The sequence below is a fragment of the Streptomyces sp. NPDC030183 genome (assembly GCF_055573455.1).
Window position 1 is genome coordinate 26,645 of the sequence record NZ_JBVIBK010000036.1, and the last position, 23,999, is coordinate 50,643.

The 23,999-nt window shown below is 72.9% G+C and carries 27 protein-coding genes; 22 read left to right on the forward strand and 5 right to left on the reverse strand.

The window, feature by feature from the left end:
• Window positions 1-86 precede the first annotated feature (86 nt).
• The 6 genes from ACZ4Z2_RS33020 to ACZ4Z2_RS33045 all read left to right on the forward strand — a co-directional run bounded on the left by ACZ4Z2_RS33020 (window position 87) and on the right by ACZ4Z2_RS33045 (window position 6,110).
• A complete protein-coding gene (locus ACZ4Z2_RS33020) occupies window positions 87-2,099 on the forward strand; it encodes a S9 family peptidase (RefSeq protein ID WP_468081080.1) in 2,013 nt (670 codons plus the stop codon).
• 41 nt (window positions 2,100-2,140) lie between these two features.
• The gene (locus ACZ4Z2_RS33025; RefSeq protein ID WP_468081146.1) at window positions 2,141-3,067 is read left to right on the forward strand and encodes a S66 peptidase family protein; all 927 of its coding nucleotides are present in this window, start codon (window positions 2,141-2,143) and stop codon (window positions 3,065-3,067) included.
• A 145-nt stretch (window positions 3,068-3,212) separates the two neighbouring features.
• Window positions 3,213-3,473 carry a LapA family protein gene (locus ACZ4Z2_RS33030; RefSeq protein ID WP_468081081.1) on the forward strand — a complete coding sequence of 87 codons (261 nt, stop codon included), beginning with the start codon at window positions 3,213-3,215 and terminating at the stop codon, window positions 3,471-3,473.
• A gap of 92 nt (window positions 3,474-3,565) precedes the next feature.
• Window positions 3,566-4,114 (forward strand): GNAT family N-acetyltransferase, encoded by a 549-nt coding sequence (locus ACZ4Z2_RS33035; RefSeq protein ID WP_468081147.1) that lies wholly within the window; start codon window positions 3,566-3,568, stop codon window positions 4,112-4,114.
• Window positions 4,115-4,187: 73 nt separating this feature from the next.
• Window positions 4,188-5,132, forward strand: coding sequence for a C45 family autoproteolytic acyltransferase/hydolase (locus ACZ4Z2_RS33040; RefSeq protein ID WP_468081083.1), 945 nt, complete (start codon window positions 4,188-4,190; stop codon window positions 5,130-5,132).
• Between the two features lie 69 nt (window positions 5,133-5,201).
• Entirely contained in the window at window positions 5,202-6,110 is a 909-nt protein-coding gene (locus tag ACZ4Z2_RS33045; protein WP_468081085.1) for an arginase family protein, read from the forward strand.
• Between the two features lie 13 nt (window positions 6,111-6,123).
• On the opposite strand, the gene ACZ4Z2_RS33050 is transcribed toward ACZ4Z2_RS33045, so the two are convergent.
• Window positions 6,124-6,477, reverse strand: a complete 354-nt coding sequence (locus tag ACZ4Z2_RS33050) for a VOC family protein (protein WP_468081087.1) — start codon at window positions 6,475-6,477, stop codon at window positions 6,124-6,126.
• Between the two features lie 157 nt (window positions 6,478-6,634).
• On the opposite strand from ACZ4Z2_RS33050, the gene ACZ4Z2_RS33055 reads away from it, so the two are divergent.
• Window positions 6,635-7,144, forward strand: coding sequence for a phage holin family protein (locus ACZ4Z2_RS33055; protein ID WP_468081089.1), 510 nt, complete (start codon window positions 6,635-6,637; stop codon window positions 7,142-7,144).
• 6 nt (window positions 7,145-7,150) lie between these two features.
• Window positions 7,151-8,194: an SDR family oxidoreductase gene (locus ACZ4Z2_RS33060; RefSeq protein ID WP_468081090.1), complete on the forward strand. Its 1,044-nt coding sequence runs from the start codon at window positions 7,151-7,153 to the stop codon at window positions 8,192-8,194.
• Between the two features lie 220 nt (window positions 8,195-8,414).
• On the opposite strand, the gene ACZ4Z2_RS33065 is transcribed toward ACZ4Z2_RS33060, so the two are convergent.
• Window positions 8,415-9,374, reverse strand: coding sequence for an LLM class F420-dependent oxidoreductase (locus ACZ4Z2_RS33065; protein ID WP_468081091.1), 960 nt, complete (start codon window positions 9,372-9,374; stop codon window positions 8,415-8,417).
• Between the two features lie 287 nt (window positions 9,375-9,661).
• Between ACZ4Z2_RS33065 and ACZ4Z2_RS33070 the strand changes: the two genes are divergently transcribed.
• The 13 genes from ACZ4Z2_RS33070 (at window position 9,662) to ACZ4Z2_RS33130 (ending at window position 19,486) form a co-directional block, all read left to right on the forward strand.
• Window positions 9,662-11,128, forward strand: a complete 1,467-nt coding sequence (locus tag ACZ4Z2_RS33070) for an NAD(P)/FAD-dependent oxidoreductase (protein WP_468081093.1) — start codon at window positions 9,662-9,664, stop codon at window positions 11,126-11,128.
• Complete coding sequence (locus tag ACZ4Z2_RS33075; protein ID WP_468081095.1) at window positions 11,125-12,972, forward strand: transketolase; 1,848 nt, start codon at window positions 11,125-11,127, stop codon at window positions 12,970-12,972. Before ACZ4Z2_RS33070 ends, ACZ4Z2_RS33075 begins: the two co-directional genes overlap by 4 nt.
• 42 nt (window positions 12,973-13,014) lie before the next feature.
• The gene (ligD, locus tag ACZ4Z2_RS33080) at window positions 13,015-13,998 is read left to right on the forward strand and encodes a non-homologous end-joining DNA ligase (protein ID WP_468081096.1); all 984 of its coding nucleotides are present in this window, start codon (window positions 13,015-13,017) and stop codon (window positions 13,996-13,998) included.
• Window positions 13,999-14,060: 62 nt separating this feature from the next.
• Complete coding sequence (locus tag ACZ4Z2_RS33085; protein WP_468081097.1) at window positions 14,061-14,459, forward strand: gas vesicle protein GvpO; 399 nt, start codon at window positions 14,061-14,063, stop codon at window positions 14,457-14,459.
• Between the two features lie 45 nt (window positions 14,460-14,504).
• The gene (locus tag ACZ4Z2_RS33090; protein ID WP_468081099.1) at window positions 14,505-14,930 is read left to right on the forward strand and encodes a gas vesicle structural protein GvpA; all 426 of its coding nucleotides are present in this window, start codon (window positions 14,505-14,507) and stop codon (window positions 14,928-14,930) included.
• Entirely contained in the window at window positions 14,927-15,676 is a 750-nt protein-coding gene (locus ACZ4Z2_RS33095) for a GvpL/GvpF family gas vesicle protein (protein ID WP_468081101.1), read from the forward strand. The genes ACZ4Z2_RS33090 and ACZ4Z2_RS33095 overlap by 4 nt, the downstream gene beginning before the upstream one ends.
• A 43-nt stretch (window positions 15,677-15,719) precedes the next feature.
• The gene (locus ACZ4Z2_RS33100) at window positions 15,720-15,980 is read left to right on the forward strand and encodes a gas vesicle protein GvpG (protein WP_468081103.1); all 261 of its coding nucleotides are present in this window, start codon (window positions 15,720-15,722) and stop codon (window positions 15,978-15,980) included.
• A complete protein-coding gene (locus tag ACZ4Z2_RS33105) occupies window positions 15,980-16,603 on the forward strand; it encodes a DNA primase (RefSeq protein WP_468081148.1) in 624 nt (207 codons plus the stop codon). The genes ACZ4Z2_RS33100 and ACZ4Z2_RS33105 overlap by 1 nt, the downstream gene beginning before the upstream one ends.
• Window positions 16,596-17,834 (forward strand): SRPBCC family protein, encoded by a 1,239-nt coding sequence (locus ACZ4Z2_RS33110; RefSeq protein WP_468081105.1) that lies wholly within the window; start codon window positions 16,596-16,598, stop codon window positions 17,832-17,834. Before ACZ4Z2_RS33105 ends, ACZ4Z2_RS33110 begins: the two co-directional genes overlap by 8 nt.
• A complete protein-coding gene (locus ACZ4Z2_RS33115; protein WP_468081107.1) occupies window positions 17,831-18,196 on the forward strand; it encodes a gas vesicle protein in 366 nt (121 codons plus the stop codon). The genes ACZ4Z2_RS33110 and ACZ4Z2_RS33115 overlap by 4 nt, the downstream gene beginning before the upstream one ends.
• The gene (locus ACZ4Z2_RS33120) at window positions 18,193-19,023 is read left to right on the forward strand and encodes a GvpL/GvpF family gas vesicle protein (protein ID WP_468081108.1); all 831 of its coding nucleotides are present in this window, start codon (window positions 18,193-18,195) and stop codon (window positions 19,021-19,023) included. Before ACZ4Z2_RS33115 ends, ACZ4Z2_RS33120 begins: the two co-directional genes overlap by 4 nt.
• A complete protein-coding gene (locus ACZ4Z2_RS33125; RefSeq protein ID WP_055539028.1) occupies window positions 19,020-19,208 on the forward strand; it encodes a gas vesicle protein in 189 nt (62 codons plus the stop codon). Before ACZ4Z2_RS33120 ends, ACZ4Z2_RS33125 begins: the two co-directional genes overlap by 4 nt.
• Window positions 19,205-19,486, forward strand: a complete 282-nt coding sequence (locus tag ACZ4Z2_RS33130; protein WP_468081110.1) for a gas vesicle protein K — start codon at window positions 19,205-19,207, stop codon at window positions 19,484-19,486. Before ACZ4Z2_RS33125 ends, ACZ4Z2_RS33130 begins: the two co-directional genes overlap by 4 nt.
• Before the next feature lie 54 nt (window positions 19,487-19,540).
• On the opposite strand, the gene ACZ4Z2_RS33135 is transcribed toward ACZ4Z2_RS33130, so the two are convergent.
• The 3 genes from ACZ4Z2_RS33135 to ACZ4Z2_RS33145 form a co-directional block, all read right to left on the reverse strand.
• Window positions 19,541-19,711, reverse strand: coding sequence for a hydrophobic protein (locus ACZ4Z2_RS33135; RefSeq protein ID WP_468081111.1), 171 nt, complete (start codon window positions 19,709-19,711; stop codon window positions 19,541-19,543).
• A gap of 43 nt (window positions 19,712-19,754) precedes the next feature.
• Window positions 19,755-20,576, reverse strand: a complete 822-nt coding sequence (locus ACZ4Z2_RS33140) for a class I SAM-dependent methyltransferase (protein WP_468081113.1) — start codon at window positions 20,574-20,576, stop codon at window positions 19,755-19,757.
• A gap of 110 nt (window positions 20,577-20,686) precedes the next feature.
• On the reverse strand, window positions 20,687-22,174 hold the full coding sequence (locus ACZ4Z2_RS33145; protein WP_468081114.1) for a phosphatase PAP2 family protein: 1,488 nt from the start codon (window positions 22,172-22,174) through the stop codon (window positions 20,687-20,689).
• Window positions 22,175-22,345: 171 nt separating this feature from the next.
• On the opposite strand from ACZ4Z2_RS33145, the gene ACZ4Z2_RS33150 reads away from it, so the two are divergent.
• The gene (locus ACZ4Z2_RS33150; RefSeq protein ID WP_468081115.1) at window positions 22,346-23,965 is read left to right on the forward strand and encodes an ABC-F family ATP-binding cassette domain-containing protein; all 1,620 of its coding nucleotides are present in this window, start codon (window positions 22,346-22,348) and stop codon (window positions 23,963-23,965) included.
• Window positions 23,966-23,999: the final 34 nt, after the last annotated feature.

The window sequence follows — 23,999 nt, forward strand, 5'->3', positions numbered from 1 at the left end:
GGTGGGAATTTGACGACAGGGCCTTGGGAGCTCCGGGGCCTAGGAAGCGGCGGCCCGGGGAAGTCACAGACGGGGGACGAAGGGAGATGGGGGACAAGGTGCAGACCCTGGCGTACGGATCGTGGCCCTCTCCGATCGACGCGGCGCTCGCGGCCGCCCACGACGGGCACCCCGAGTTCGCGGGGTTCGTCGGCGACGAGGCGTGGTGGACCGAGCCACGCCCCACCGAGGGCGGCAGACGCACCCTCGTACGGCGGACCCCCGACGGGACGGAGGAGTCGGTGCTGCCCGCGCCGTGGAACGTGCGCAGCCGCGTCATGGAGTACGGCGGCCACCCGTGGACCGGCGTCGCGCGGGGCGACGGGCGGCCCCTCGTGGTGTTCGTGAACTTCTCCGACCAGCGCCTCTACCGGTACGAGCCCGGCGCGGAACCGATTCCGCTCACGCCCGTGTCCCCGGTGGGCGGCGGGCTGCGCTGGGTCGATCCGCAGCTCCACCCCGAGCGGGACGAGGTGTGGTGCGTGCTGGAGGAGTTCACCGGGGAGGGGCCCGCCGACGTACGGCGGGTCGTCGCGGCGGTGCCGCTGGACGGCTCGGCGGCCGGGGACCGCGGCGCCGTCCGCGAGCTCTCCGACGGGACCCACCGGTTCGTCACCGGGCCGCGGCTCTCACCCGACGGCCGGCGGGCCGCGTGGCTCGCCTGGGACCATCCGCGGATGCCCTGGGACGGCACCGAACTGATCGTCGCCGACGTCTCCGACGACGGCACGCTGTGCGGCGCGCGGACCGTCGAGGGCGGCCCCGACGAGTCGATCGCCCAGGTCGAGTGGGCCGCCGACGGCACCCTCGTGTACTCCAGCGACCGCACCGGCTACTGGAACCTCTACCGGCGCGAGGACGACGGCCGCGCCACCCCCCTGTGCGCCCGCGAGGAGGAGTTCGGCGGGCCGCTGTGGAAGATCGGCCTGCGCTGGTTCGCCCTCCTGGAGAGCGGGCTCATCGCCGTCGTGCACGGCCGCGGCGCCATGGCGCTCGGCGTCCTCGACCCCGAGACCGGCCAGATCACGGACGCGGCCGGTCCCTGGACCGAGTTCGCCCCGTCGCTCGCCACCCACGGCGGCCGGGTGATCGGCATCGGCGCCAGCCCGCGCAGCGCGTACGAGGTCGTCGAACTGGACACCGGCCCCGCGGACCCCGGCACCGCCGGCACCCTCGCCGGCCGCGCCCGGGTCGTCGGGGCCGCGCACGACGACCCGGTCGACCCCGCCCACTACCCCGAACCCCAGATCCGCACCTTCCTGGGCCCCGCCGGACGGGAGATCCACGCGCACGTCTACCCGCCGCACAACCCCGGCTGCCTCGCCCCCGGCACCGAGCTGCCGCCGTACGTCGTCTGTGCGCACGGCGGACCCACCAGCCGCGCGCCCCTGGTCCTCGACCTGACCATCGCGTACTTCACGTCACGCGGCATCGGCGTCGCCGAGGTCAACTACGGGGGGTCCACCGGCTACGGGCGGGAGTACCGCAACCGGCTGCGCGAGCAGTGGGGCGTCGTCGACGTCGAGGACTGCGCGGCCGTCGCGCTCGCCCTCGCCGACGAGGGCACCGCCGACCGCTCCCGGCTCGCCATCCGGGGCGGCAGCGCCGGTGGCTGGACCACGGCCGTCTCCCTCACCACCACGGACGTCTACGCCTGCGGAACCATCCTGTACCCGGTGCTCGACCTCACCCAGTGGGCGTCGGGGGAGACCCACGACTTCGAGTCGCGGTACCTGGAGAGCCTCGTCGGACCGCTCGACGAGGAGCCGATGCGGTACGCGGAGCGGTCGCCCGCCGAGCACGCCGACCGGATCACCGCGCCCTTCCTGCTGCTCCAGGGCCTCGACGACGTGATCTGCCCGCCCGCCCAGTGCGAGCGGTTCCTGGCCCGGATGGACGGACGGCGGGTGCCGCACGCGTACATCGCCTTCGAGGGGGAGGGCCACGGGTTCCGGCGGGCGGAGACGATGGTGCGGGTCCTGGAGGCGGAGCTTTCGCTGTACGCGCAGGTCTTCGGGTTGAATCCTCCTGGAATCCCTACCCTGGAGCTCGCCAAGTGACGACACCCCCGCCGACCCGCCCCACGGCCCCGGCGCCCGCCGTGACCCCGCTGACCCGGCCCGCCCGCCTGGTGCCGGGCGCCCGGGTGGCCGTCGTCGCCCCCAGCGGGCCGGTGCCCGAGGAGCGGCTCAGCGCGGGACTGGACGTCCTGCGCGGCTGGGACCTCGACCCCGTCGTCGCCCCGCACGTGCTCGACCGGCACCCCGACTTCGACTACCTCGCGGGCACCGACGCCGACCGGGCCGCCGACTTCCAGGCCGCCTGGTGCGACCCGTCCGTGGCCGCCGTCGTGTGCGCCCGCGGCGGCTACGGCGTGCAGCGGATGACGGATCTGCTCGACTGGGACGCCATCCGCGCCGCCGGGCCCAAGATCCTCGTGGGGTTCAGCGACATCACCGCGCTGCACGAGGCGGTCGCCACCCGGGCCGGGCTGGTCACCCTGCACGGCCCGATGGCCGCCGGCGTCGACTTCCTCAAGAACACCCGCGCGCAGGACCATCTGCGGGCCACCCTCTTCGCCCCCGAGTCCGTCCGGAGGATCACCGCCGAGGGCGCCGCCGCCCTCGTCCCCGGCCGGGCGCGGGGCGTCCTGCTCGGCGGCTGCCTCTGCCTGCTCGCCGCGGAACTGGGCGCCCCCCACGCCCGGCCGTCCGCGCGGGGCGCCCTGGTCTGCCTGGAGGATGTCGGCGAGGAGACCTACCGCCTCGACCGCTACCTCACCCAGCTGCTGCGCGCCGGCTGGTTCGACGGCGTCGCCGGTGTCCTCCTCGGCTCCTGGGCCCAGTGCGAGCCGTACGAGCGGGTGCGGGCGCTGCTCGTCGACCGCCTCGGCGGGCTCGGCGTGCCGATGGTGGAGGAGTTCGGCTTCGGACACTGCGACGGCGCGCTGACCGTCCCGTTCGGTGTGACCGCCGAACTGGACGCGGACGCGGGCACGCTGACGCTGGACGAGCCGGCGCTGACCTGAGCCGGCGCCGGCCCGAGGCGGCGCCGGTGGGAGCCGGCGCCGGTCCGAGGCGGGCGCGCGGGAGCCCGGGGGCCCGGGAGGTGTGCTCACCCGGGCGGTGGGCTCCCGCCGGGCGGGGAGCGGCGCCGCGTCGCATCCTGGTCGTATGAGCCCGAAGACCACCGCGTCGGACCGAGGCAGGGGCAGGGCACGCGGACACCGGCAGTGGGGTGACATGCTGACGCCCGGCAGGATCGCCGTCGGCCTGCTCGGCGTGCTCGCTCTCGTCTTCATCTTCGAGAACACCCGGACCACCAAGATCCGGTTGCTGATCCCCGAGGTCACGATGCCGCTGTGGCTGGCGCTGCTCGGCACGGCGCTGGTCGGGGCGGTCTGCGGGGCGTACTTCATGAAACGCCACTGGTAAAAGCCCCCGACGGCCCCGGGACCTCAGGACCCCGGGCCGCCGGGCGGCGACCGAGGGACGGCCCGGCGTACCGTTGCGGGGTGTCCGAGAACATGCGCTACCTCGCCGTGGGCCCCCGTGTGGGGATACGGCACTTCACCCTCGACGACGGTCCCGAGTTCGTCGCGCGGGCGCGGGAGAGCAAGCGACTGCACCGCCCGTGGCTCTTCCCTCCGACCACCCCCGCCGCCTACGCCGACTACGCGGGACGGCTCATCGAGGACCCCACGAGGGCCGGGTTCCTGGTGTGCGAGAGGGACGGCGGGGCGATCGCCGGGTTCATCAACATCAACAACATCGTGGAGGGCGCCTTCCAGTGCGGCGCCCTCGGCTACGGGGCCTTCGTCCACGCCGCCGGACGGGGCCTGATGCGGGAGGGGCTCGACCTGGTCGTCGAGCACGCGTTCACCGACCTGGGGCTGCACCGGCTGGAGATCAACGTACAGCCCGGCAACACCGCCTCCATCGCCCTGGCCCGGCACTGCGGTTTCCGCCTGGAGGGCTTCTCCCCCGACTTCCTGTTCATCGACGGGGAATGGCGGGACCACGAGCGGTGGGCGCTCACGACGGACATGCGGTCGTCGGGGACGCGGCCCCGCTGATCTGGTCAACTGCCCCAGGAAGCAACTAGGTTGCCGTAAACCCACCGAGTTCGGAGAGGGAGCGGCGGCCGTCATGGGGGACCTGGAGAAGACCTTTCGCGCCATCGACGTCGGGGACGGCGGTGACGGCCGCTGGTCCGCTCACACGCGGCCGCTGTGGTCGCTGGCGGAGCAGTGGATGACCGAGGAAGGCCGCACCCCTGAGGGGGCGGAGCGGGCCCGGAAGCTGTTCGAGACGCACATGCCGGAGCTGGTCCCGGTGCTGGACCGGCTCGCCCGGCAGCTCGACCGGCCCGAGGCGGAGACCTTCCTCACTCTCGCGGCCCTGCGTCCCTTCTTCTCGGGCTGCACCCAGATCGGCCGCGCCGGAACCCTGCTGCGCAACTACGACTTCGACCCCGACGAGTGCGAGGGCGTGATCGTCCGCTCCCACTTCCTGCGCCCCGTGATCGGCATGCAGGACGCGGCCTGGGGGCTGCTCGACGGGATGAACGACGCCGGGCTCGCGGTCTCCCTCACCTTCGGCGGGCGCCTCGTCCACGGCCCCGGCTTCGCCGTGCTCATCGTGCTGCGCTATCTGCTGGAGACCTGCGACACCGTCGACGAGGCCGTCGGGAAGCTGCGGTCCCTCCCGATCTCCATCCCGCAGAACCTCACCCTCGTCGATTCCGAGCGGGCGGTCACCGTGTACCTGGGGCCGGACATCGAGCTGACCGAGGCCCCGGACGCCTGCGCCGCCAACCACCAGCATCTGCCGGTGCCCGACGAGCAGGAGCGGTTCTCCCGGACCGGGCGGCGGCTGGCGGCGGTCCGCGCGGCGGGCACGGACGTGTCGGCGATGCTGGAGCCGCCGCTGTACCAGAGCGCGTACGCCGAGGGGCTGGGCACGGTCTACACCGCCCACTACCGCCCCGGCGAGGGGCGGGTCACCTACCACTGGCCCGGTGAGTCCTGGGAGCAGTCCTTCGACTCCTTCGAGCCGGGGGAGCGCACCATCGCCCTCGGCCGACCCGCCTGAACCACGGCACGCCGGGCCGGGGGCGTCGTTCCGGCCCCGAGCGGCCGCTCGGGGGCCCAGGATGGAGCCATGCGGAACATCGTCGTCGTGGACGCCCCCTCGAACCTCGGCCTGCGGCCGCCCGCCCCTGGCACGGTGCCCGGCTGCCACAAGCTCGCCGGGGCGCTCAGGGAGCAGGGAATCGTGCGGAGGCTGGGGGCCCTGGAGGGCGGCGTGGTGGTGCCGCCCCGGTACGACCGGGGGGACTGGAAGGAGGGCGACGGAGTCTTCAACGCCGCCGCGATCGCCTCGTACACCCGCCGGCTCGCCGACCGGGTCGAGCGCCATCTGCGCGCCGGGGAGTTGCCCGTCGTCCTCGGCGGCGACTGTTCGATCCAGCTCGGCGCCTCCCTCGCCATGCGGCGGGCCGGGCGGTACGGGCTGGTCGCGATCGACGCGTCCGCCGACTTCCGGCACCCGGGCAACTCGGACCGGATCGGGGCGGCCGGTGGCGAGGAACTCGCCCTCGCCACCGGCCGCGGACAGGACGACCTGACCGACCTGGAGGGCCTGAAGCCGTATCTGCGGGACGAGGACGTACGGCTCTTCGGCATCCGGGACGCGTTCGAGGACGACCGGAACGAGCTGGCCGCCCTGAGGATCCCCGTGGTGACCGTCGGCGACCTGCGCACCTGGGGCGCGGACGACCTCGCCCGGGTCACCGCCCAGAGTTACGAGACGCCCGACCTCGGCGGCTTCTGGGTGCACCTCGACGCCGACGTCCTCGACCCGTCCGTCATGCCGGCCGTCGACAGCCCCGATCCCGACGGGCTGCTCCCCGACGAACTGACCGCGCTGCTCGGCCCGTTGGTGACATCACCGCACTGCGTCGGACTCAACATCACCATCTACGACCCCGATCTCGACCCGGACGGCACGGCGGGCGCGCTGCTCACGGACATCGTGGTCGCCGCGTTCGCCGGCCGGCCCGGGGACTGAGGCACCGCCGGAGCTATCCCTGAGCGCGGCGGTCGACGTACTCGAACACCGAGCCGTCCGGGTGCACGGCGATCAGATTGCGGCCGACGGGCGTCGGTACCGGGCCCGCGAGGACCCGGGCCCCCGAGTCGTTGAGCACGCGGTTCGCCTCGTCGACGTCCTCGACCGCGATGGTCGCGGCCACCTTCCGCAACACCTCCAGCTCGGACTCCGGGCCGCTCATCAGCAGGAAGCACCCGATGGCGGCGACCTGGACGCCACCGCGCTCGAAGCGCATCGCCGGTCCGCCCGAGAGTCTCTCGTAGAAGGGCACCGCGGCCTCAAGGTCGTCGACGCAGATACGGAGCGTGGTTCCGAGAATCTCCATAAGCAGGAGCCTAGTTGGAAGGGCGGCGCAGGTGGCGCGGCAGGGCGGGAGACGCCGCGGCGTGCCGCGCGGACGTGAGGGGCGGGGGCAGGGGGCAGGGGGCAGGGGTGGCCCGGGCGTCGCGTTACCCGGGCGGGGTGTCGGGTACTCGGGCGGCATGGACCGCTTGGATCATCTGGAACACCTGGACAAGCACCTGGTCGAGGAACTGGCGACGGTGGCCCGCGAGACCGTGCGGGACGAACTGCGCCGCCAGACCCGAAAGCAGCGTCGCAGGGCCGCGCTCTACGCCGCGTCCGGTGCCCTCACCCTGTACGCGGGTGCCGCGCTGGCGCTCGCCCTCGGTCTGGCGCTGTCGCTGGTCCTGCCCGACTGGGCCGCCGCGCTGATCACGGCCGTCGTGCTCGGTGCCGTGGCGTATCTGCTGAGGGGCGCGGCCCGCCCCTCCGCGTCCCGGCCCGCGGACGGGCACGGGACCGGACCCACCTCCGGGCACGACCACACCGCCGGACGCACCGCGCCCGGCATGCCGCCCGGCGGCACGGCCCCGGCCGGGTACCCGCCGGTGCCGCCCGTCGCCCCCGCCGCCGGTCCGGTGCCGGGTACGCCGGCCGGGGCGCCGCCCGCGCCGGGTGGCGACCCGGAGACACCGCACCACAGGGCGTGACGCGAAGTGGGCGCCGCGCTGCCGGGACGCCGTCGCAGGGCCGTGGTGGTCACCGGGGCCAGCGGCGGCGTCGGCCGTGCCACGGCCGTGGCCTTCGCCGCCCGGGGCGACCGGGTGGCACTGCTCGCACGGGGGCGCGAGGGGCTCGCCGCGGCCGCCGACGACGTCGAGCGGGCCGGGGGCGAGGCCCTCGTCGTCCCCGTCGACATGGCCGACGCCAAGGCGGTCGAGGACGCCGCCCAGCGGGTCGTCGACGCCTTCGGGCACATCGACGTCTGGGTCAACAACGCCTTCGCCGGGATCTTCGCGCCGTTCGTCGACATCACCCCGGACGAGTACCGGCGGGTCACCGAAGTGACCTACCTCGGTTATGTGTTCGGAACGCGGGCCGCGCTGCGGCACATGCTGCCGCGCGACCACGGCACGATCGTCCAGGTCGGCTCGGCGCTCGCCTACCGGGGGATCCCGCTCCAGTCCGCGTACTGCGGGGCCAAGCACGCGATCCAGGGCTTCAACGAGTCACTGCGCTGCGAGCTGCTGAACGACGGCTCCCGGGTGCGGACGACGATGGTGCAGTTGCCGGCCGTCAACACGCCCCAGTTCGACTGGGTGCTCAGCCGGCTGCCGGGACGGGCCCGGCCCGTCGCCCCCATCTTCCAGCCGGAGGTCGCCGCGCGGGCGGTCGTGCACGCGGCCGGGCACGCGCGGCGGCGCGAGTACTGGGTGGGCGGCTCGACCGCGGCGACGCTGATCGCCAACGCGGTGGCGCCGGGGCTGCTCGACCGGTACCTCGGACGTACCGGGTTCACGTCGCAGCAGGACGAGGGGGAGTACCGCGGGAACGGAAACCTGTGGGTGCCCGCGGACGGCCCCCACGGCCGGGACCACGGGGCGCACGGGCGTTTCGACGCCGAGGCGCGGACCAGGAGCACGCAGGAGTGGGCGTCGCGGAACCGCGACCGCGTGGGCGCGGCGCTGGTCGCCGGCGGCCTGGCCGCCGCGCTCACCGCGGGCCTGCGCCGCCTGGGCCGGCCGTCGTCACAGCGGTAGTCGCGGGGGCGCGGGTCGGGCCGCTTCCGGCATGGGCACGACGATCACTCATGCGCACGCGGACCGGACGACGACGATCCGACGATCACGCGCCTTCGCCCCGGACGATCACACGCACTCGGCCCGGACGATCACACGCACTCGGCCCGGACGATCACACGCACTCGGCCCGGACGATGGGGAGAGAAGCACCGTCCGGGCCGAGAATCCCTGGTCCGCCTCAGCCCTGGCGGAGCTGCGGCAGCACCTTCGTACGGTAGAAGTCGAAGAAGCCGCGCTGGTCGGGGCCGATCTGACCGACGTACACGCGGTCGAAGCCCGCCTCGACGAAGGCCCGCAGCTCACCGACGTGTTCGTCGACGTCGTCGCCGCACACCGTGTTCTCGCCCACCATCTCCTCGGTGACCAGCGGTTCCAACTGCTCGAAGTGGCGGGGCGTCGGCAGGATCTGGGCCATCTCGCCGGGCAGGAACTGGTTCGACCAGAGGCGGTGGACCGTACGGACGGCCGCCTCGCGGTCCTGGCCCCAGCACACCTTCGTCCCGCCGCTGACGAGCTTGCCGCCCCCGCCGCCCTTGCGGTACTGCGTCACCATCTCCGCGTCCGGGCCCATCGTGATGAAGCCGTCGCCGACCCGGGCGGCGAGCCCCGCGGCCTTGGGGCCGAACCCGGAGATGTCGATGGGGACGGGCTCGTCGGGGACCGTGTAGAGGCGGGCGTTCTCCACCGTGTAGTGGGGCCCGTGATGGGTGACCTCCTCGCCGGTGAACAGACGCCGCATGATCTGGATCGACTCCTCCAGCATCTCCAGGCGTACACTCGCCGGCGGCCAGGGCGAACCGAGGATGTGCTCGTTGAGGGCCTCGCCCGAGCCGAGGCCGAGCCGGAAACGGCCCCCGGTCATCACGGCGCTGGTCGCCGCCGCCTGCGCCACCACCGCCGGGTGGATCCGGACGGTCGGGCAGGTCACCGCCGTCTCGACCGGCAGCGACACGGCCTCCGAGAGGGCGCCGATCACCGACCACACGAACGGGCTCTGGCCCTGTTCGCCGTTCCACGGATGGTAGTGGTCCGAGATCCACAGGCAGTCGAATCCGGCCTGCTCGGCCATCCTCGCCTGCTCGATCAGGTCAGCGGGACCGAACTCCTCGGTCGCCAGGAAGTAGCCGAACTCGGGCATGGGGGGTGTCCTTAGCGGGGTGCGGGTCACGTTCGCCGTCCGGGTACCCGGGGGTCACGGGGGAAACCACCGGCCTTAGGGGCCCCGCCGGTTTGGGCGCCCCCGCCAGGGGGACGCGGTAGGCCGGTACGGCACGGGCCGGCACGGGCCGGGACACCTGAGGACGCGGCCGTACGCACAGACCAGACGACCGAGGACCGCGACCGAGTGCCCCGCGACCGAGAACTCCATGAGCGAGAACTCGACGACCGAGGACTGGGTACGCGCGACCCCGCCGGAGGCGAACCGTGAGTCGACCCCGCATCGTGATCGTCGGTGCCGGCTTCGCCGGCTACCGGACGGCCCGCACCCTGGAGCGGCTGACCCGGAACAAGGCCGACATCACCCTGCTGAACCCGACCGACTACTTCCTGTATCTGCCCCTGCTGCCCCAGGTCGCCGCCGGCATCCTGGAACCCCGCCGGGTCACCGTCTCCCTCACCGGCACCCTGCGCCACACGCGCCTTGTGCTCGGCGAGGCCGACGAGATCGACCTCGACGCGCGCACCGTGCGCTACGCCGACCCCGAGGGCGGCGTCGGCACACTGACCTACGACCGGCTGGTGCTCGCCGCCGGCAGCGTCAACAAGCTTCTCCCCATCCCCGGGGTGGCCGAGCACGCCCACGGCTTCCGCGGTCTGCCCGAGGCGCTGTACCTCCGCGACCACGTGACCCGGCAGGTCGAGCTGGCCGCCGGGTCGGAGGACCCCAAGGCATGCCGCTCGCGCTGCACCTTCGTGGTGGTCGGCGCCGGGTACACCGGCACCGAAGTGGCCGCCCAGGGGCAGCTGTTCACCGACCAGCTGGTGCGCAAGCAGCCGCGCTGGGACGGGGTGCGGCCCCGCTGGATGCTGCTCGACATCGCCGAGCGGGTGATGCCGGAGATGGACGAGAAGCTGTCGGCGACCGCCGACCGGGTGCTGCGGCAGCGGGGCGTCGACGTGCGGATGGGGACCTCCGTGAAGGAGGCGACGCCCAACGGAGTGCTGCTGACCGACGGGGAGTTCGTCGACACCCGCACCGTGGTGTGGTGCGTGGGCGTCCGTCCCGATCCGCTCGCCGAGTCGCTCGGGCTGCCCATGGAACGCGGCCGGCTGCTCGTCGAGCCCACGCTCCAAGTACCCGGCCGCCCCGAGGTGTTCGCCTGCGGGGACGCGGCCGCCGTGCCCGATCTGACCAAGCCCGGCTCGTACACGCCGATGACCGCCCAGCACGCCTGGCGGCAGGGCAAGGTCGCGGCCCTGAACGTCGCCGCCTCCCTCGGCCGCGGCGAGCCGAAGCCGTACCGCCACAGCGATCTGGGCTTCGTCGTGGACCTCGGCGGGGTCAAGGCCGCCGCCAACCCCCTCGGCATCCCGCTGTCCGGGCCCGTCGCCGGCGCGGTCACCCGCGGCTACCACCTGGCCGCCATGCCCGGCAACCGCGTCCGGGTCGCCGCCGACTGGCTCCTCGACGCGGTCCTGCCCCGCCAGGGCGTCCAACTCGGCCTCGTCCGCTCCTGGTCGGTCCCCCTGGACACGGACTCCCCGGAGCTGGCGAAGGTACCGGGTGCCCCGGCGAAGCCCGGGACGGACGGGCACCAGGGCGCCTCCGGGAAGGCGGACACGGCCGGGAAGAAGACCCCGCAGACGACGGGGGCGGCACACGGCGCAGGGGCGCCGCAGCAGACCGACACTTCGCACAGGCCCGCACCGGGTTCGGAGGGAGACTCATGAACAGCCGTCAACTGGACGAACTGGCCCAGCAGTTGCGAGTGGACAGCATCCGCTGCTCGGCGGCGGCCGGGTCCGGGCACCCTACGTCGTCGATGTCGGCGGCGGAGCTGATGGCGGTGCTGACGGCCCGCCACTTCCGCTACGACTTCGAGCGCCCCGAGCACCCCGGCAACGACCGCTTCGTGCTGTCCAAGGGCCACGCCTCGCCGCTGCTGTACGCGGCGTACAAGGCGGCCGGGGCGATCAACGAGACCGAGCTGATGACCTACCGCAAGCTGGGCAGCCGCCTCGAAGGGCACCCCACACCGCGCCGTCTGCCCTGGGTGGAGACGGCCACCGGGTCCCTCGGCCAGGGCCTGCCGGTGGCCGTCGGGATCGCGCTCGCCGGGAAGCGGCTGGACCGCACCGGGTACCGGGTGTGGGTGCTGTGCGGGGACAGCGAACTCGCCGAGGGCTCCGTCTGGGAGGCCGCCGAGCACGCCGCCTACGAGCACCTGGACAACCTCACCGCGATCGTGGACGTCAACCGGCTCGGCCAGCGCGGCCCCACCCGGCACGGCCACGACCTGGACGCCTACGCCCGCCGCTTCGCCGCCTTCGGCTGGCACACGATCGAGATCGACGGCCACGACGTGGACGCCGTCGACCGCGCCTACGGGGAGGCCGCGTCCACCAAGGGCCAGCCGACCGTGATCCTCGCCCGCACCCTCAAGGGCAAGGGCGTCGAGGCCGTCGAGGACCGCGAGGGCCTGCACGGCAAGCCGCTCAAGGACGCCGACGAGGCGATCGCCGAACTCGGCGGCGTGCGCGACCTGCGCGTCGAGGTGCCCGAGCCGCCCGCCGCGCGGATCTCGCACGCCGTGCGCACCGGGCACCCGGAACTGCCCCGCTATGACCTCGGCGACGAGGTGGCCACCCGCGACGCCTACGGGCAGGCGCTCGCCGCGCTGGGCGGCGCGCGCGGTGACGTGGTCGCCCTGGACGGCGAGGTCGGCGACTCCACCCGGTCCGAGTTCTTCGCCAAGGAGCACCCCGACCGGTTCTTCGAGTGCTACATCGCCGAACAGCAGCTGGTGGCCGCGTCGGTGGGGCTCGCGGCGCGCGGCTGGGTGCCGTACGCCTCGACGTTCGCGGCGTTCCTCACCCGCGCTCACGACTTCGTCCGCATGGCCTCTATCAGCGGGGCCGGCCTCAACCTCGTCGGCTCGCACGCGGGCGTCTCCATCGGCCGGGACGGACCGTCGCAGATGGGCCTGGAGGACCTGGCGATGATGCGCGCCGTGCACGGCTCCACCGTGCTGTACCCGTGCGACGCCAACCAGACCGCCAAGCTCGTCGGCACCATGGCCGACCTCGAAGGGGTCCGCTATCTGCGCACGTCCCGCGGCGGGACCCCGGTCGTCTACAGCCCGGACGAGGACTTCCCGGTCGGCGGCAGCAAGGTGCTGCGCGCCTCGGAGAACGACCGGCTGACCGTCGTCGCCGCCGGCGTAACCGTCCACGAGGCACTGAAGGCCGCCGACGTGCTGGCCCGCGAGGGCATCCTGATCCGCGTCATCGACCTCTACTCGGTCAAGCCCGTCGACCGCCGCACCCTGTGGGAGGCCGCCGAGCGCACCGGCTGCCTGCTCACCGTGGAGGACCACCACGCGGAGGGCGGCCTCGGGGACGCGGTCCTCGACGCCTTCCTCGACGGACGCCCCGTGCCGCGCCTGGTGCGTCTCGCCGTCCGCGACATGCCGGGATCCGCCTCCCCCGAGGAGCAGCTGCACGAGGCGGGCATCGACGCGGAGGCGATCGCGGCGGCCGGCCGCCTCCTGGTGGAGCACGCGATCGCGCCCTGACCGGCGCACGGGGAACGGTCCGTACGGCGAGAGGAGTTCACCATGGGGGCCGCACGCACCCTGCGGGTCGGCCGGCGCAGCGTGGAGATCCACCGTCCCGACAAGGTGCTCTTCCCCGCCGACGGCGACAGCGGTGGCGGAGCCGGGGCCGAGGCGGGCGGCGGTGGCAGCGGGGGCGGACGGCGGCGGGGCGGCGCGCGGTACACCAAGGACGATCTCGTGACGTACTACCGGGCCGTCGCCCCGTTCATGCTGCCCCATCTGCGCGGGCGCCCGCTGATGCTGGAACGGCACCCGGACGGCGTCGGCGGCCCCACCTTCATGCAGAAGAACACCCCCGACCACTATCCCGACTGGATCGAGCGGGTCGAGGTGGCCAAGGAGGGCGGCACAGTCGTCCACGCGGTCTGCGAGGACACCGCCACCCTCGTCTACCTCGCCGACCAGGCATGCGTCACCCTCCACCGCTGGCTCTCCCGGACCGGCCGGATCGACCACCCCGACCGGATGGTCTTCGACCTCGACCCCGCCGAGGACGACTTCGACCAGGTCCGCCGAGCGGCTCGCGACGTCAAGGAGGTGCTCGACGAGCTGGGGCTGCCGTCGGCGCCGATGACCACCGGGTCCAAGGGCCTGCACGTCGTCGTGCCGGTGAACGGGCACGACGACTTCGACGCGGTGCGCGACTTCGCCAGGGAGATCGCCGAGGAACTGGTCCGCGCCCACCCCGAGCGGCTCACCACCGCCGCCCGCAAGAAGGAGCGGGGCGGGCGCCTCTACCTCGACATCCAGCGCAACGCCTACGCCCAGACCGCCGTCGCCCCGTTCACCGTGCGGGCCCGGCCCGGCGCACCCGTCGCCACACCGATCGCCTGGGAACAGCTCGACGACCCCGCCGTCGACGCGCGCCGCTGGACGATCGAGGACGCCGTCGAGCAGGCCCGCACCGACCCCTGGGCCGGGGTGATGCGCCGGGCCCGCGCCCTGGGTCCGGCTCGCAGGAGGCTCGGCACACGACGAGGTTGAGACGGCACGCACCCGGAATGTTTGGCCAACGGCCGGTGGGCCACTCGGTGTTCGAGGTGGCCATGTCGAACACATCCAGCACATCGAAGTCGCAGACTTCACAGAAAACCCAGAAATCACAGGAAACGGACGAACCGGAAGAGGGGCGGGAGTCGTCGGGGTCTTCCCGGAACGACACGGCGGAGAGCCGTCCCACCCCGATGCAGATTCTGCGCCACGCGCGGACCCAGCTCGCGGAGCTGACCGGCATGGCGCCCGAGTCCGTGTCGTCCTTCGAACAGACCGAGGACGGCTGGACGTTGGAGGTCGAGGTCCTGGAAATGGCCAGGGTCCCCGACACCATGAGTCTGCTGGCGAGCTACCAGGTGGAGCTGGACCCCGACGGGGAGCTCACCGGTTACCGGCGCGTCCGCCGCTACGAACGCGGGAGGGCCGACCCCCAGCGCCCCGGCGGCCGCTAGGCCGCGTCCCGCTCCAGCACCCCAAGACAAGGAGGAATGGCCGGCATGACCGTAGTCCCGGCACAGCAGTCCGGCGGTGGAGGCGGCAGCAGCGGCCTCTACGACGTCCTGGAACTGGTCCTCGACCGAGGACTGGTCATCGACGCCTTCGTACGGGTCTCCCTCGTGGGCATCGAGATCCTCAAGATCGACGTACGTGTCGTCGTCGCGAGCGTCGACACCTACCTGCGCTTCGCCGAGGCGTGCAACCGGCTCGACCTGGAGGCCGGGCCGCGCAAGAACCCCGGCCTGCCCGACCTGGTCGGTGAGATCACCGAGTCCGGCGCGCGCGGCAAGTCGAAGGGGGCGCTGTCCGGCGCCGCCGAGACGATCTCCGATGCCTTCAAGCAGGCCCGCGACGACGGCCAGACCGAATCGCGACCCCGGGCACGCAAGACCACCAGCTCGCGCAAGAGGGAGGAACAGGAGTGAGCACGTACGTCTACGGCATCGCGGCGAGCTCGCACACCGCTCTGCCCGAAGGCATGGGCGGGGTGGGCGACCCGCCGCGCCCCGTGCGCATCCTGAAGGAGGGCGAGCTGGCGGCGATCGTCAGTGACGCCCCCGAAGGGCTGCGCCCCAAGCGCAAGGACCTGCTCGCCCACCAGAACGTGCTGAGCGAGGCCGGCGGGGGCGGCTCCGTGCTGCCCATGCGGTTCGGCAGCGTCGCCCCGGACGACGCGGCGGTCACCGGAGTGCTCGCCGAGCGTGCCGAGCACTACCGGGAGCGGCTGGGCGCCCTCGACGGCAAGGTCGAGTACAACGTCAAGGCCAGCCACGACGAGCAGGGCGTGCTGCACCGGGTGATGAGCGAGAACGCCGAGCTGCGCTCGCTGGCCGAGGCCAACCGCAAGGCCGGCGGCGGCACCTACGAGGACCGGCTGCGGCTCGGCGAGATGGTCGCCGGTGCGGTGCAGCAGCGGGAGGCCGAGGACGCGGCGGAGATCCGGCGGGCACTGGAGTCGGCGGCGGCCGACGTGAGCGTGGGCCCCGACTCCACCGGCTGGCTGGCCAATGTGTCGTTCCTGGTCGAGCGGCAGTCGGCCGAGGTGTTCCTCGCCGCCGTGGAAGAGGTGCGCAAGAGCCATCCGCACGTCGAACTGCGGGTCAACGGTCCGCTGCCGCCGTACAGCTTCGTCGAGCCGGGTGCTGCCCAGCCCGCGGAGGCGGCGCACTGATCGCGCCGCGCGCACGGCGCACGAGGTCGAAGGAGGCGAGTGCATGGGTCTGATCTCCGAGGTGCTGCTGCTGCCGTTCGCACCGGTACGCGGCAGCCTCTGGGCGGTGAGACAGGTGCTGGCCGAAGCCGAGCGCCAGTACTACGACCCGGCGGCCGTCCGCGCCGATCTCGCCCGCCTCGAGCAGCGGCTCGACGCGGGCGAGATCGATGAGGAGGAGTTCGACCGCTTGGAGGACGAGCTTCTGGAGCGGCTGGAGATCAGCGCGCGCAGAGGCACGGGAAATGGCGACGGGACGACATGATGAACCGAGTGGGACTGGGCCTCGCTGTCGGGGCCGGATACGTCCTCGGACGTACGAAGAAACTGAAGCTCGCCTTCGCGGTCGGCACCATGGTGGCGGGCAAGCGGATGAACCTCGGTCCGCGGGCGATCGCGGACCTGGTGTCCCAGCAACTGCTGAACAATCCGCAGTTCAAGGAGATCGGCGACCAGCTGCGCGGTGACCTGCGCGGCGTAGGCAAGGCGGCGACCGGAGCGCTGGTCGAACGCCAGATAGAAGGGCTCGCGGACCGGCTGCACGGCCGCACCGCGCAGGTGCGCGACCAGCTCTCCGGAGCCGCGCCCGGCCGGTCGGAACGTGACGAGGACGACGACGAGGCGTACGAGGACGAGGCGGACGAGGACGAGCGCGCCGAGGCGTCCGGCGAGGACGAGGAGCCGCGGCGCGGGCGGTCGGCGAGGAAGACCGCCGCGCGGGCCGCCAAGAAGGCGCCCGCGAAGAAGACCGCCCCGGCCGCGCGCAAGGGCGCGGCGAAGAAGGCCGCCGCGAAGAAGACGGCCGCCAAGAAGACCACCCCGGCGAAGAAGACCGCCCGCAAGACCACCCGGTCGCGGGCCACGAGGGGAGGCGGTGGCGATGACTGAGACCCTGGGCGCGGCGACCGGCCGCGCGACGGACACCGCGAAGGGCGCGACCGACACGGCGAAGGGCTCGGCGGGCGGCTCCCCGCTCTCCGATCTCGCCCACAGCCCGGCCGTCGACCATCTGAAGGACGAGGCCCGGGACTTCCTGGCCGCGCAGGCCCAGCGGATGCTGGTCGGCCTGGGCCGCAAGCTCGGCGAGACCACCGGCAAGCTGAACGACATCGCGGACGGCAACAGCCCCGGCTTCGCCAAGCTCGCCCTGGAGGGCGGCCGCAAGCTCGCCGAGGGCAAGGGCCCGCTGCGCGCCGCCCTGGAAGTGGGCGCGGGCCGCGCCAAGGACAGTGTGATGGGCGCCCTGAAGAACCTCGGCGGCGGCAAGGGCGGCCGCGGGGGCGGGGCGGGCAGCAAGCCCACGGTGATCCTGGAGTCCGTCGACGTGGGCGTCCCCGTGCGCACCGCGTACGACCGGTGGACCCGGTACCAGGACTTCAGCACCTTCGCCAAGGGCGTCAAGAGCGCCGACCGGGCCGACGACACCCACTCCGACTGGCAGCTCAAGGTCTTCTGGTCCAACCGCAGCTGGAAGGCCCACACGACCGAGCAGGTGCCCGACGACCGGATCACCTGGACGTCCGAGGGCGCCAAGGGCACCACGAAGGGCACCGTCTCCTTCCACGCGCTCGCGGACAACCTCACCCGGGTGCTGCTGGTGATCGAGTACTACCCGAAGGGCCTGTTCGAGAAGACCGGCAACCTCTGGCGCGCCCAGGGCCGCCGCGCCCGTCTCGATCTCAAACATTTCGCCCGCTTTGTCACTCTTAAGGGTGAAGAGGAGGAAGGCTGGCGCGGGGAGATCCGCGACGGCGAGGTCGTGCGCTCCCACGAGGACGTGGTCGCCGAGGAGGAGCGCGAGGAGTCCGAGGGCGACGACGAGGCCCGGGACGAGTCCGAGGACGCCTACGCGGACGACGAGGGCGCCTACGAGGACGAGGAACCGGACGACGAGCCGGACGAGCCCGACGACGAGCCCCGGGACGACGCCGAGGCCGACGACGAGGAGCCCGGCGCGGACGAGTACGCCGACGAGGACGCGGAGGACGCCGAGGACGCCTACGAGGAGGACCCCGAGGCCGACGGCGCCTACGAGGAGGACGTCGAGGAGGACAGCGACGAGGAACCGTACGACTATGAGGACGAGGAACGTCCCGCCTCGGGCGGGAGCCGCCAGTGACATTCCCGAGCCGAGTCCCCGAGCCGTACGGCCAGAACGGAAGCGCCAACCTGGCAGACATCCTGGAGCGTGTACTGGACAAAGGTCTGGTGATCGCGGGCGACATCCGGATCAATCTGCTCGACATCGAACTGCTCACTATCAAGCTGCGCCTCATCGTCGCCTCCGTCGACAAGGCGAAGGAGATGGGCATCGACTGGTGGGAGACCGACCCGGCCCTGTCGTCGCACGCTCGCCGCGACGAACTCTCCCGTGAGAACGCCGAGTTGCGCGCCCGGCTCGCCGAGCTGGACGACGGCCGCCCCCGGCGCGAGCCGGAGCCGGCCGTCGAGCGCGGCGGCGCCAGAGAGGAGCCCTCATGACCGGACTGCGCTATGTGTACGCGGTGTGCCGACCCTTCGACGCGCCGCTCCAGTCCCAGATCACGGGGGTCGGGGGCGCCCCGCCCCGGATGTTGCGCCACCGCGACCTGGTCGCCGTGGTCAGCGAGGTGCCGGAGCGCGACTTCGCCGAGCAGCCGCTGCGCGCCCATCTGGAGGACCTCGACTGGCTGACCGAGACCGCCCACGCCCACCAGAACGTGATCGACGCGCTGACCGTGGTCACCACGCCGCTGCCGCTGCGGCTCGGCACCGTCTTCCACGACGACAGCGGGGTGCGGGTCATGCTGGAGGCCCGCGAGGAGGGCTTCCTGCGCACCCTGGACCGGCTGACGGGCCGGGTGGAGTGGGGTGTCAAGGTGTACGCGGAACCGGAGACCGAGGCACGGCCACAGGAACCGGCGAAGCCCACCAGCGGGCGGGACTATCTGCGGCAGCGGCGGCGCAGCCGGCAGGCCCACGAGGAGATGTGGGAGAAGGCCGAGCGCTTCGCCCGCCGACTGCACGAGACCCTCTCGGAATGCGCCGAGGACACCCGGCTGCACGCACCCCAGAATTCCGCCCTTTCCGGTGCGCCCGGTCGCAATGTGCTCAATGCGGCCTATTTGGTGCCGCGCCGGAATTCCGAGGAGTTCGTGGAACTCGTGGACCGCACCAAGAACGAGGAGCCCGGATTGCGCGTCGAACTCACCGGCCCCTGGGCCGCCTATTCCTTCAGCGGTGAGGAGCCCGGTAACGGGAATTCCGGCGGCGCAGGGAACTCCGGTGACAGCGGGGGCTCCGCGGGCATGGGCGGAGGGAATCCGTGACCGTCGTCGAACGCCGTGAGGTGGCCCTCGTCGACCTGCTCGACCGGCTGCTCGCCGGCGGGGTCGTCATCACCGGTGACCTCACCCTGCGCATCGCGGACGTCGACCTGGTCCGCATCGACCTCAACGCGCTCATCAGCTCCGTCAACGCGAATGTGCCCGCACCCTGGGGAGGCAGCGAGTGACCGGCCGGAACCGTCTCGAACTGGAACCCGACACGGTCGAACGAGACCTGGTCAAGCTGGTCCTCACCGTCGTCGAACTGCTCCGGCAGCTCATGGAGCGACAGGCGGTGCGCCGGTTCGACACCGGGGAGCTCTCCGAGGAGCAGGAGGAGCGCATCGGGCTCACCCTGATGCTGTTGGACGACCGGATGACCGAGCTGCGCGAGCGCTACGGACTGCGGCCCGAGGACCTCAATCTGGACCTCGGGCCGCTCGGGCCGTTGCTCCCCCGGGACTGAACCCGCCCCTCGGCGGTTCGTTGTTCGTCGTGTTCAGTCCCGGGGGGAGCGAATTCACCACCTGTACCAGCGGCTCCTGCCCCCGGACGCGGTCGTACCGCGCAGCAGGAATCCGAGGAGCCACAGGACCAGAACGGCCAGTGCGATGTACCAGAGAACCTTCACCGCGAATCCGGCACCGAAAAGAATCAGCACCAGCAGCAGTACCAGCAGGATGGGAACCATTATGCGAACCTCCTGATGGTCCGTGTTTCCAGAATTCCAGATTTCAGGCCGGCTTTCTGCACAGAATTTCTCCGTGCAGGACGGCGAACCAGCCGTCCTCCTGGCGCCCCCATTCCCGCCAGGCCGCCTCGATCGCCCGCAGTCGCTCCTCGGTGGCGTGGCCGCTCTCGGTGGCCCGCCGGGCGTACGCCGAGGCGACCGTGCGGTCCGCCCACAGTCCGCTCCACCAGGCCCGCTCCTCGGCGGTGGAGTACGTCCAGGTGGAGGAGGTGGCCGTGATGTCGGTGAGCCCGGCCCGCAGGGCCCAGGACCTCAGTCGGCGCCCCGCGTCCGGCTCGCCGCCGTTCGCCCTGGCCACCCGCCGGTACAGGTCCAGCCAGTCGTCCAGGCCCGGCGACTGCGGGAACCAGGTCATCGCCGCGTAGTCCGAGTCGCGGACCGCGATCAGACCGCCGGGCCTCGTCACCCGGACCATCTCGCGCAGGGCCTGCACCGGGTCACCCACGTGCTGGAGGACCTGGTGCGCGTGCACCACGCAGAACGTGTCGTCCGGGTGGTCCAGCGCGTGGACGTCGGCGACCGCGAAGTCCACGTTGGCCAGGCCCCGTTCGGCGGCCGTGGCCTGGGCCCGGTCCAGGATGCCGGGCGCGTGGTCGACGCCGGTGACGTGCCCGTCGGGGACCAGGGCGGCGAGGTCCGCTGTGATGGTGCCGGGGCCGCACCCGATGTCCAGGACCTTCATGTGCGGCTTCAGTGAACCGAGGAGGTACGCCGCCGAGTTGGCGGCCGTCCGCCAGGTGTGCGAACGCAGTACCGACTCGTGGTGCCCGTGCGTGTAGACGGCGGTCTCCCGTGCCTTCGACATGACCGTTCCCCTTCTGCAGGTCCTGGGGGAACCGTACGCGCCCATGCCGAATATTGAGACCGCCATCTTGAATACTGGACCGATTCCGGTCGCGCGTCACGCGCCCCCGGTCAGCCGAGGGGCCGGTAGACCGTGAGCGCCTCCGGGAGCTTCCGCAGCGTCAGATCGCCGTGCGCCTCGGTGACTTCACCGTCGTACGCCAGCGGGGTGCCCGGTGTGATGCCCTCGACGCGGAGCCGGCTCACCCGCACCGCGGCGTGCGCGGGGGAGCGGGTCAGCGGGCCGGCGAGGGCCGCCGCCAGCAGCCGCAGCGCCGGACGGCGCCCGCCGTGCACCACACGGACGTCGAACAGGCCGTCGGCGAGGTCGAAACGGTGCCCCGGGGCCAGCCCCAGCCGGTGGTACGTGCCGTTGCCGGCGAACAGCAGCCAGATCGGGCGCGGCCGCCCCTGGAAGGTGGCCTGGAGCGGGTGCCGGTCGGAGCGCAGGACGCGCAGCGCCGCGATCACACCGGCCGGCCAGCCGCCGAACATCCGCTCCCAGCGTTCGCGCTCCCGCACCAGCTCGGGGTACACCCCCAGGCTGAACGTGTTGACGAAGTGGCCCTCCGCCTCACCGGACCTGAAGTGCCCCAGGTCCACCCGGACGGCCTCGCCCTGGCGCAGGGCGCGGCTGAGATCGCGTACGTCCTCCACCCCGAGGTCGCGCGCGAAGTGGTTGAGCGTGCCGCCCGGCAGCACGGCCAGCGGCAGACCGTGGCGCAGGGCGACCTCGGCGGCGGCGTTGACCGTGCCGTCGCCGCCGCACACGCCGAGCACCCGGGCGTGGGCGGCCGCCTTCTCCAACTCGGCGCGCAGGTCCTCCGGTGCGCACTCCACCGTCGCGGCGCCGGGAAGCGTGTCCCGCAGCGCGCGCACGCGGTCGGCCGTACCGGAGGCGGTGTTGGCGACCATGACCAGGCCCTCGCCGTCCGCGAGCGCGGGCGCGTCCGCGCGGGGGCGGCCGGGCGGCGCCAGCTGGTCGCGGGTCGGCACCATGCCCCGCACCGCGTAGGCGGCGCCCACACCGAGCGCGGCGCCGACAAGGACGTCACTCGGGAAGTGCACCCCCGTGTACACCCGGGACAGCGCGACGGCGGTAGCGAGCGGGGCGACCGCCGCCCCCCAGCCGCGCGACTCCAGGGCGACGCCGGTCGCGAAGGCCGCGGCGGACGCGGAGTGCCCCGACGGGAAGGACGTGGTGATCGGCTGCCGCTTCAACTGGCGCATGACGGGGACGTTGTCCAGGACCGGGCGGGGGCGGCGCACCGTGCGCTTGCCGAGCGTGTTGATCGTCGCCGAGGCGAGCGCGAGGGAGGCCACGCCCCGGGCGGCCGCCCTGCGCGCCCTCGGGCTGCGGGTCGCGGCGATCACGGCCGCCGTGGCGAACCAGAGGACGCCGTGGTTGGCGGCGCGGCTCAGCCTCGGCAGCATGGGGTGGGCGCCCGGCCACTCGCGGGTCGCCACCGCGTTGAAGAGGCGGCTGTCCGCGGCGAGGAAACGGTCCCGGAGGATGTGGTGGCCCGGGAGGCGGACGGTGAGGTCGACGTCTGCGGTCATGGGTCCACGGGTACCCCATGGTGCGGGAACCGTGTCAGGCGGGGGTCCGCTCGGGGCCGGCGCGGGCGCCCGGCGGACGACCTCTCATCGACTCCTCGTCGGCCCTCACCGGCTTCTCCCGCATGCTTATCGGTTTGCTTCCCGGTTCGCGGGGCTCGGAGAATGCGCCGCATGGGATATCTCGAAGCGGCGCATCTGGAGTACTACCTTCCTGACGGGAGGGCCCTGCTCGGCGATGTGTCGTTCCGGGTGGGGGAGGGGGCCGTCGTCGCTCTCGTGGGCCCCAACGGCGCGGGCAAGACGACCCTGCTGCGGTTGATCTCCGGCGAGCTGAAGCCCCACGGCGGCTCGGTCACCGTGACCGGCGGCCTCGGGGTGATGCGCCAGTTCGTGGGCTCCGTACGGGACGAGACGACCGTGCGGGACCTGCTCGTGTCCGTGGCGCAGCCCGGCATCAGGGAGGCGGCCCGGGCCGTCGACAGGGCCGAGCACGCGATCATGACCGTCGACGACGAGGCGGCCCAGCTCGCCTATGCCCAGGCCCTCTCCGACTGGGCCGAGGTCCGCGGCTACGAGGCCGAGACGCTCTGGGACATCTGCACCACGGCCGCGCTCGGCATGCCGTACGAGAAGGCCCAGTGGCGGCAGGTGCGGACCCTGTCCGGCGGTGAGCAGAAGCGGCTCGTGCTGGAGGCCCTGCTGCGCGGCACCGACGAGGTCCTGCTGCTCGACGAGCCCGACAACTACCTCGACGTCCCCGGCAAGCGCTGGCTGGAGGAGCGGCTCGCGGAGACCCGCAAGACCGTGCTGTTCGTCTCCCACGACCGGGAACTCCTCTCCCGCGCCGCCCAGAAGATCGTGAGCGTGGAGCCCGGGCCCGCGGGCGCCGACGCCTGGGTGCACGGAGGCGGGTTCGACACGTACCACGAGGCGAGGCGGCAGCGCTTCGAGCGCTTCGAGGAGCTGCGCCGCCGCTGGGACGAGAAGCACGCCCAGCTGAAGAAGCTCGTGCTGACCCTCCGGCAGGCCGCCGCGGTCAGCCATGAGATGGCGTCGCGGTACGCCGCCGCCCAGACCCGGCTGCGCAAGTTCGAGGAGGCGGGGCCGCCGCCCGAGCCGCCGCGCGAGCAGGACATCACCATGCGGCTCAAGGGCGGCCGTACCGGCGTACGGGCCGTCACCTGCGCCGGCCTCGAACTGACGGGGCTGATGAAACCCTTCGACCTGGAGGTCTTCTACGGGGAGCGCGTCGCCGTCCTCGGCTCCAACGGCTCCGGCAAGTCGCACTTCCTGCGGCTGCTCGCCGGTGAGGACGTGACCCACGCGGGCCAGTGGAAGCTCGGCGCCAGGGTCGTGCCCGGGCACTTCGCGCAGACGCACGCCCACCCGGAGCTGGAGGGGCGGACCCTGCTCGACATCCTGTGGAAGGAGCACGCGCAGGACCGCGGCGCCGCCATGTCCCGGCTGCGCCGCTACGAGCTGACCAGACAAGCGGAGCAGCCCTTCGACCGGCTCTCCGGGGGCCAGCAGGCCCGCTTCCAGATCCTCCTGCTGGAACTCCAGGGAGTCACCGCCCTGCTCCTCGACGAGCCGACCGACAACCTGGACCTGGAGTCGGCCGAGGCCCTGCAGGAGGGCCTGGAAGCCTTCGAGGGCACGGTGCTCGCCGTCACCCACGACCGCTGGTTCGCGCGTTCGTTCGACCGATATCTGGTCTTCGGCTCCGACGGCCGGGTACGGGAGACCCCGGAGCCGGTGTGGGACGAGCGCCGCGTGGAGCGCGCCCGCTGACCGCACACCGGTTCACGGCCCGCGCCGACCGGGG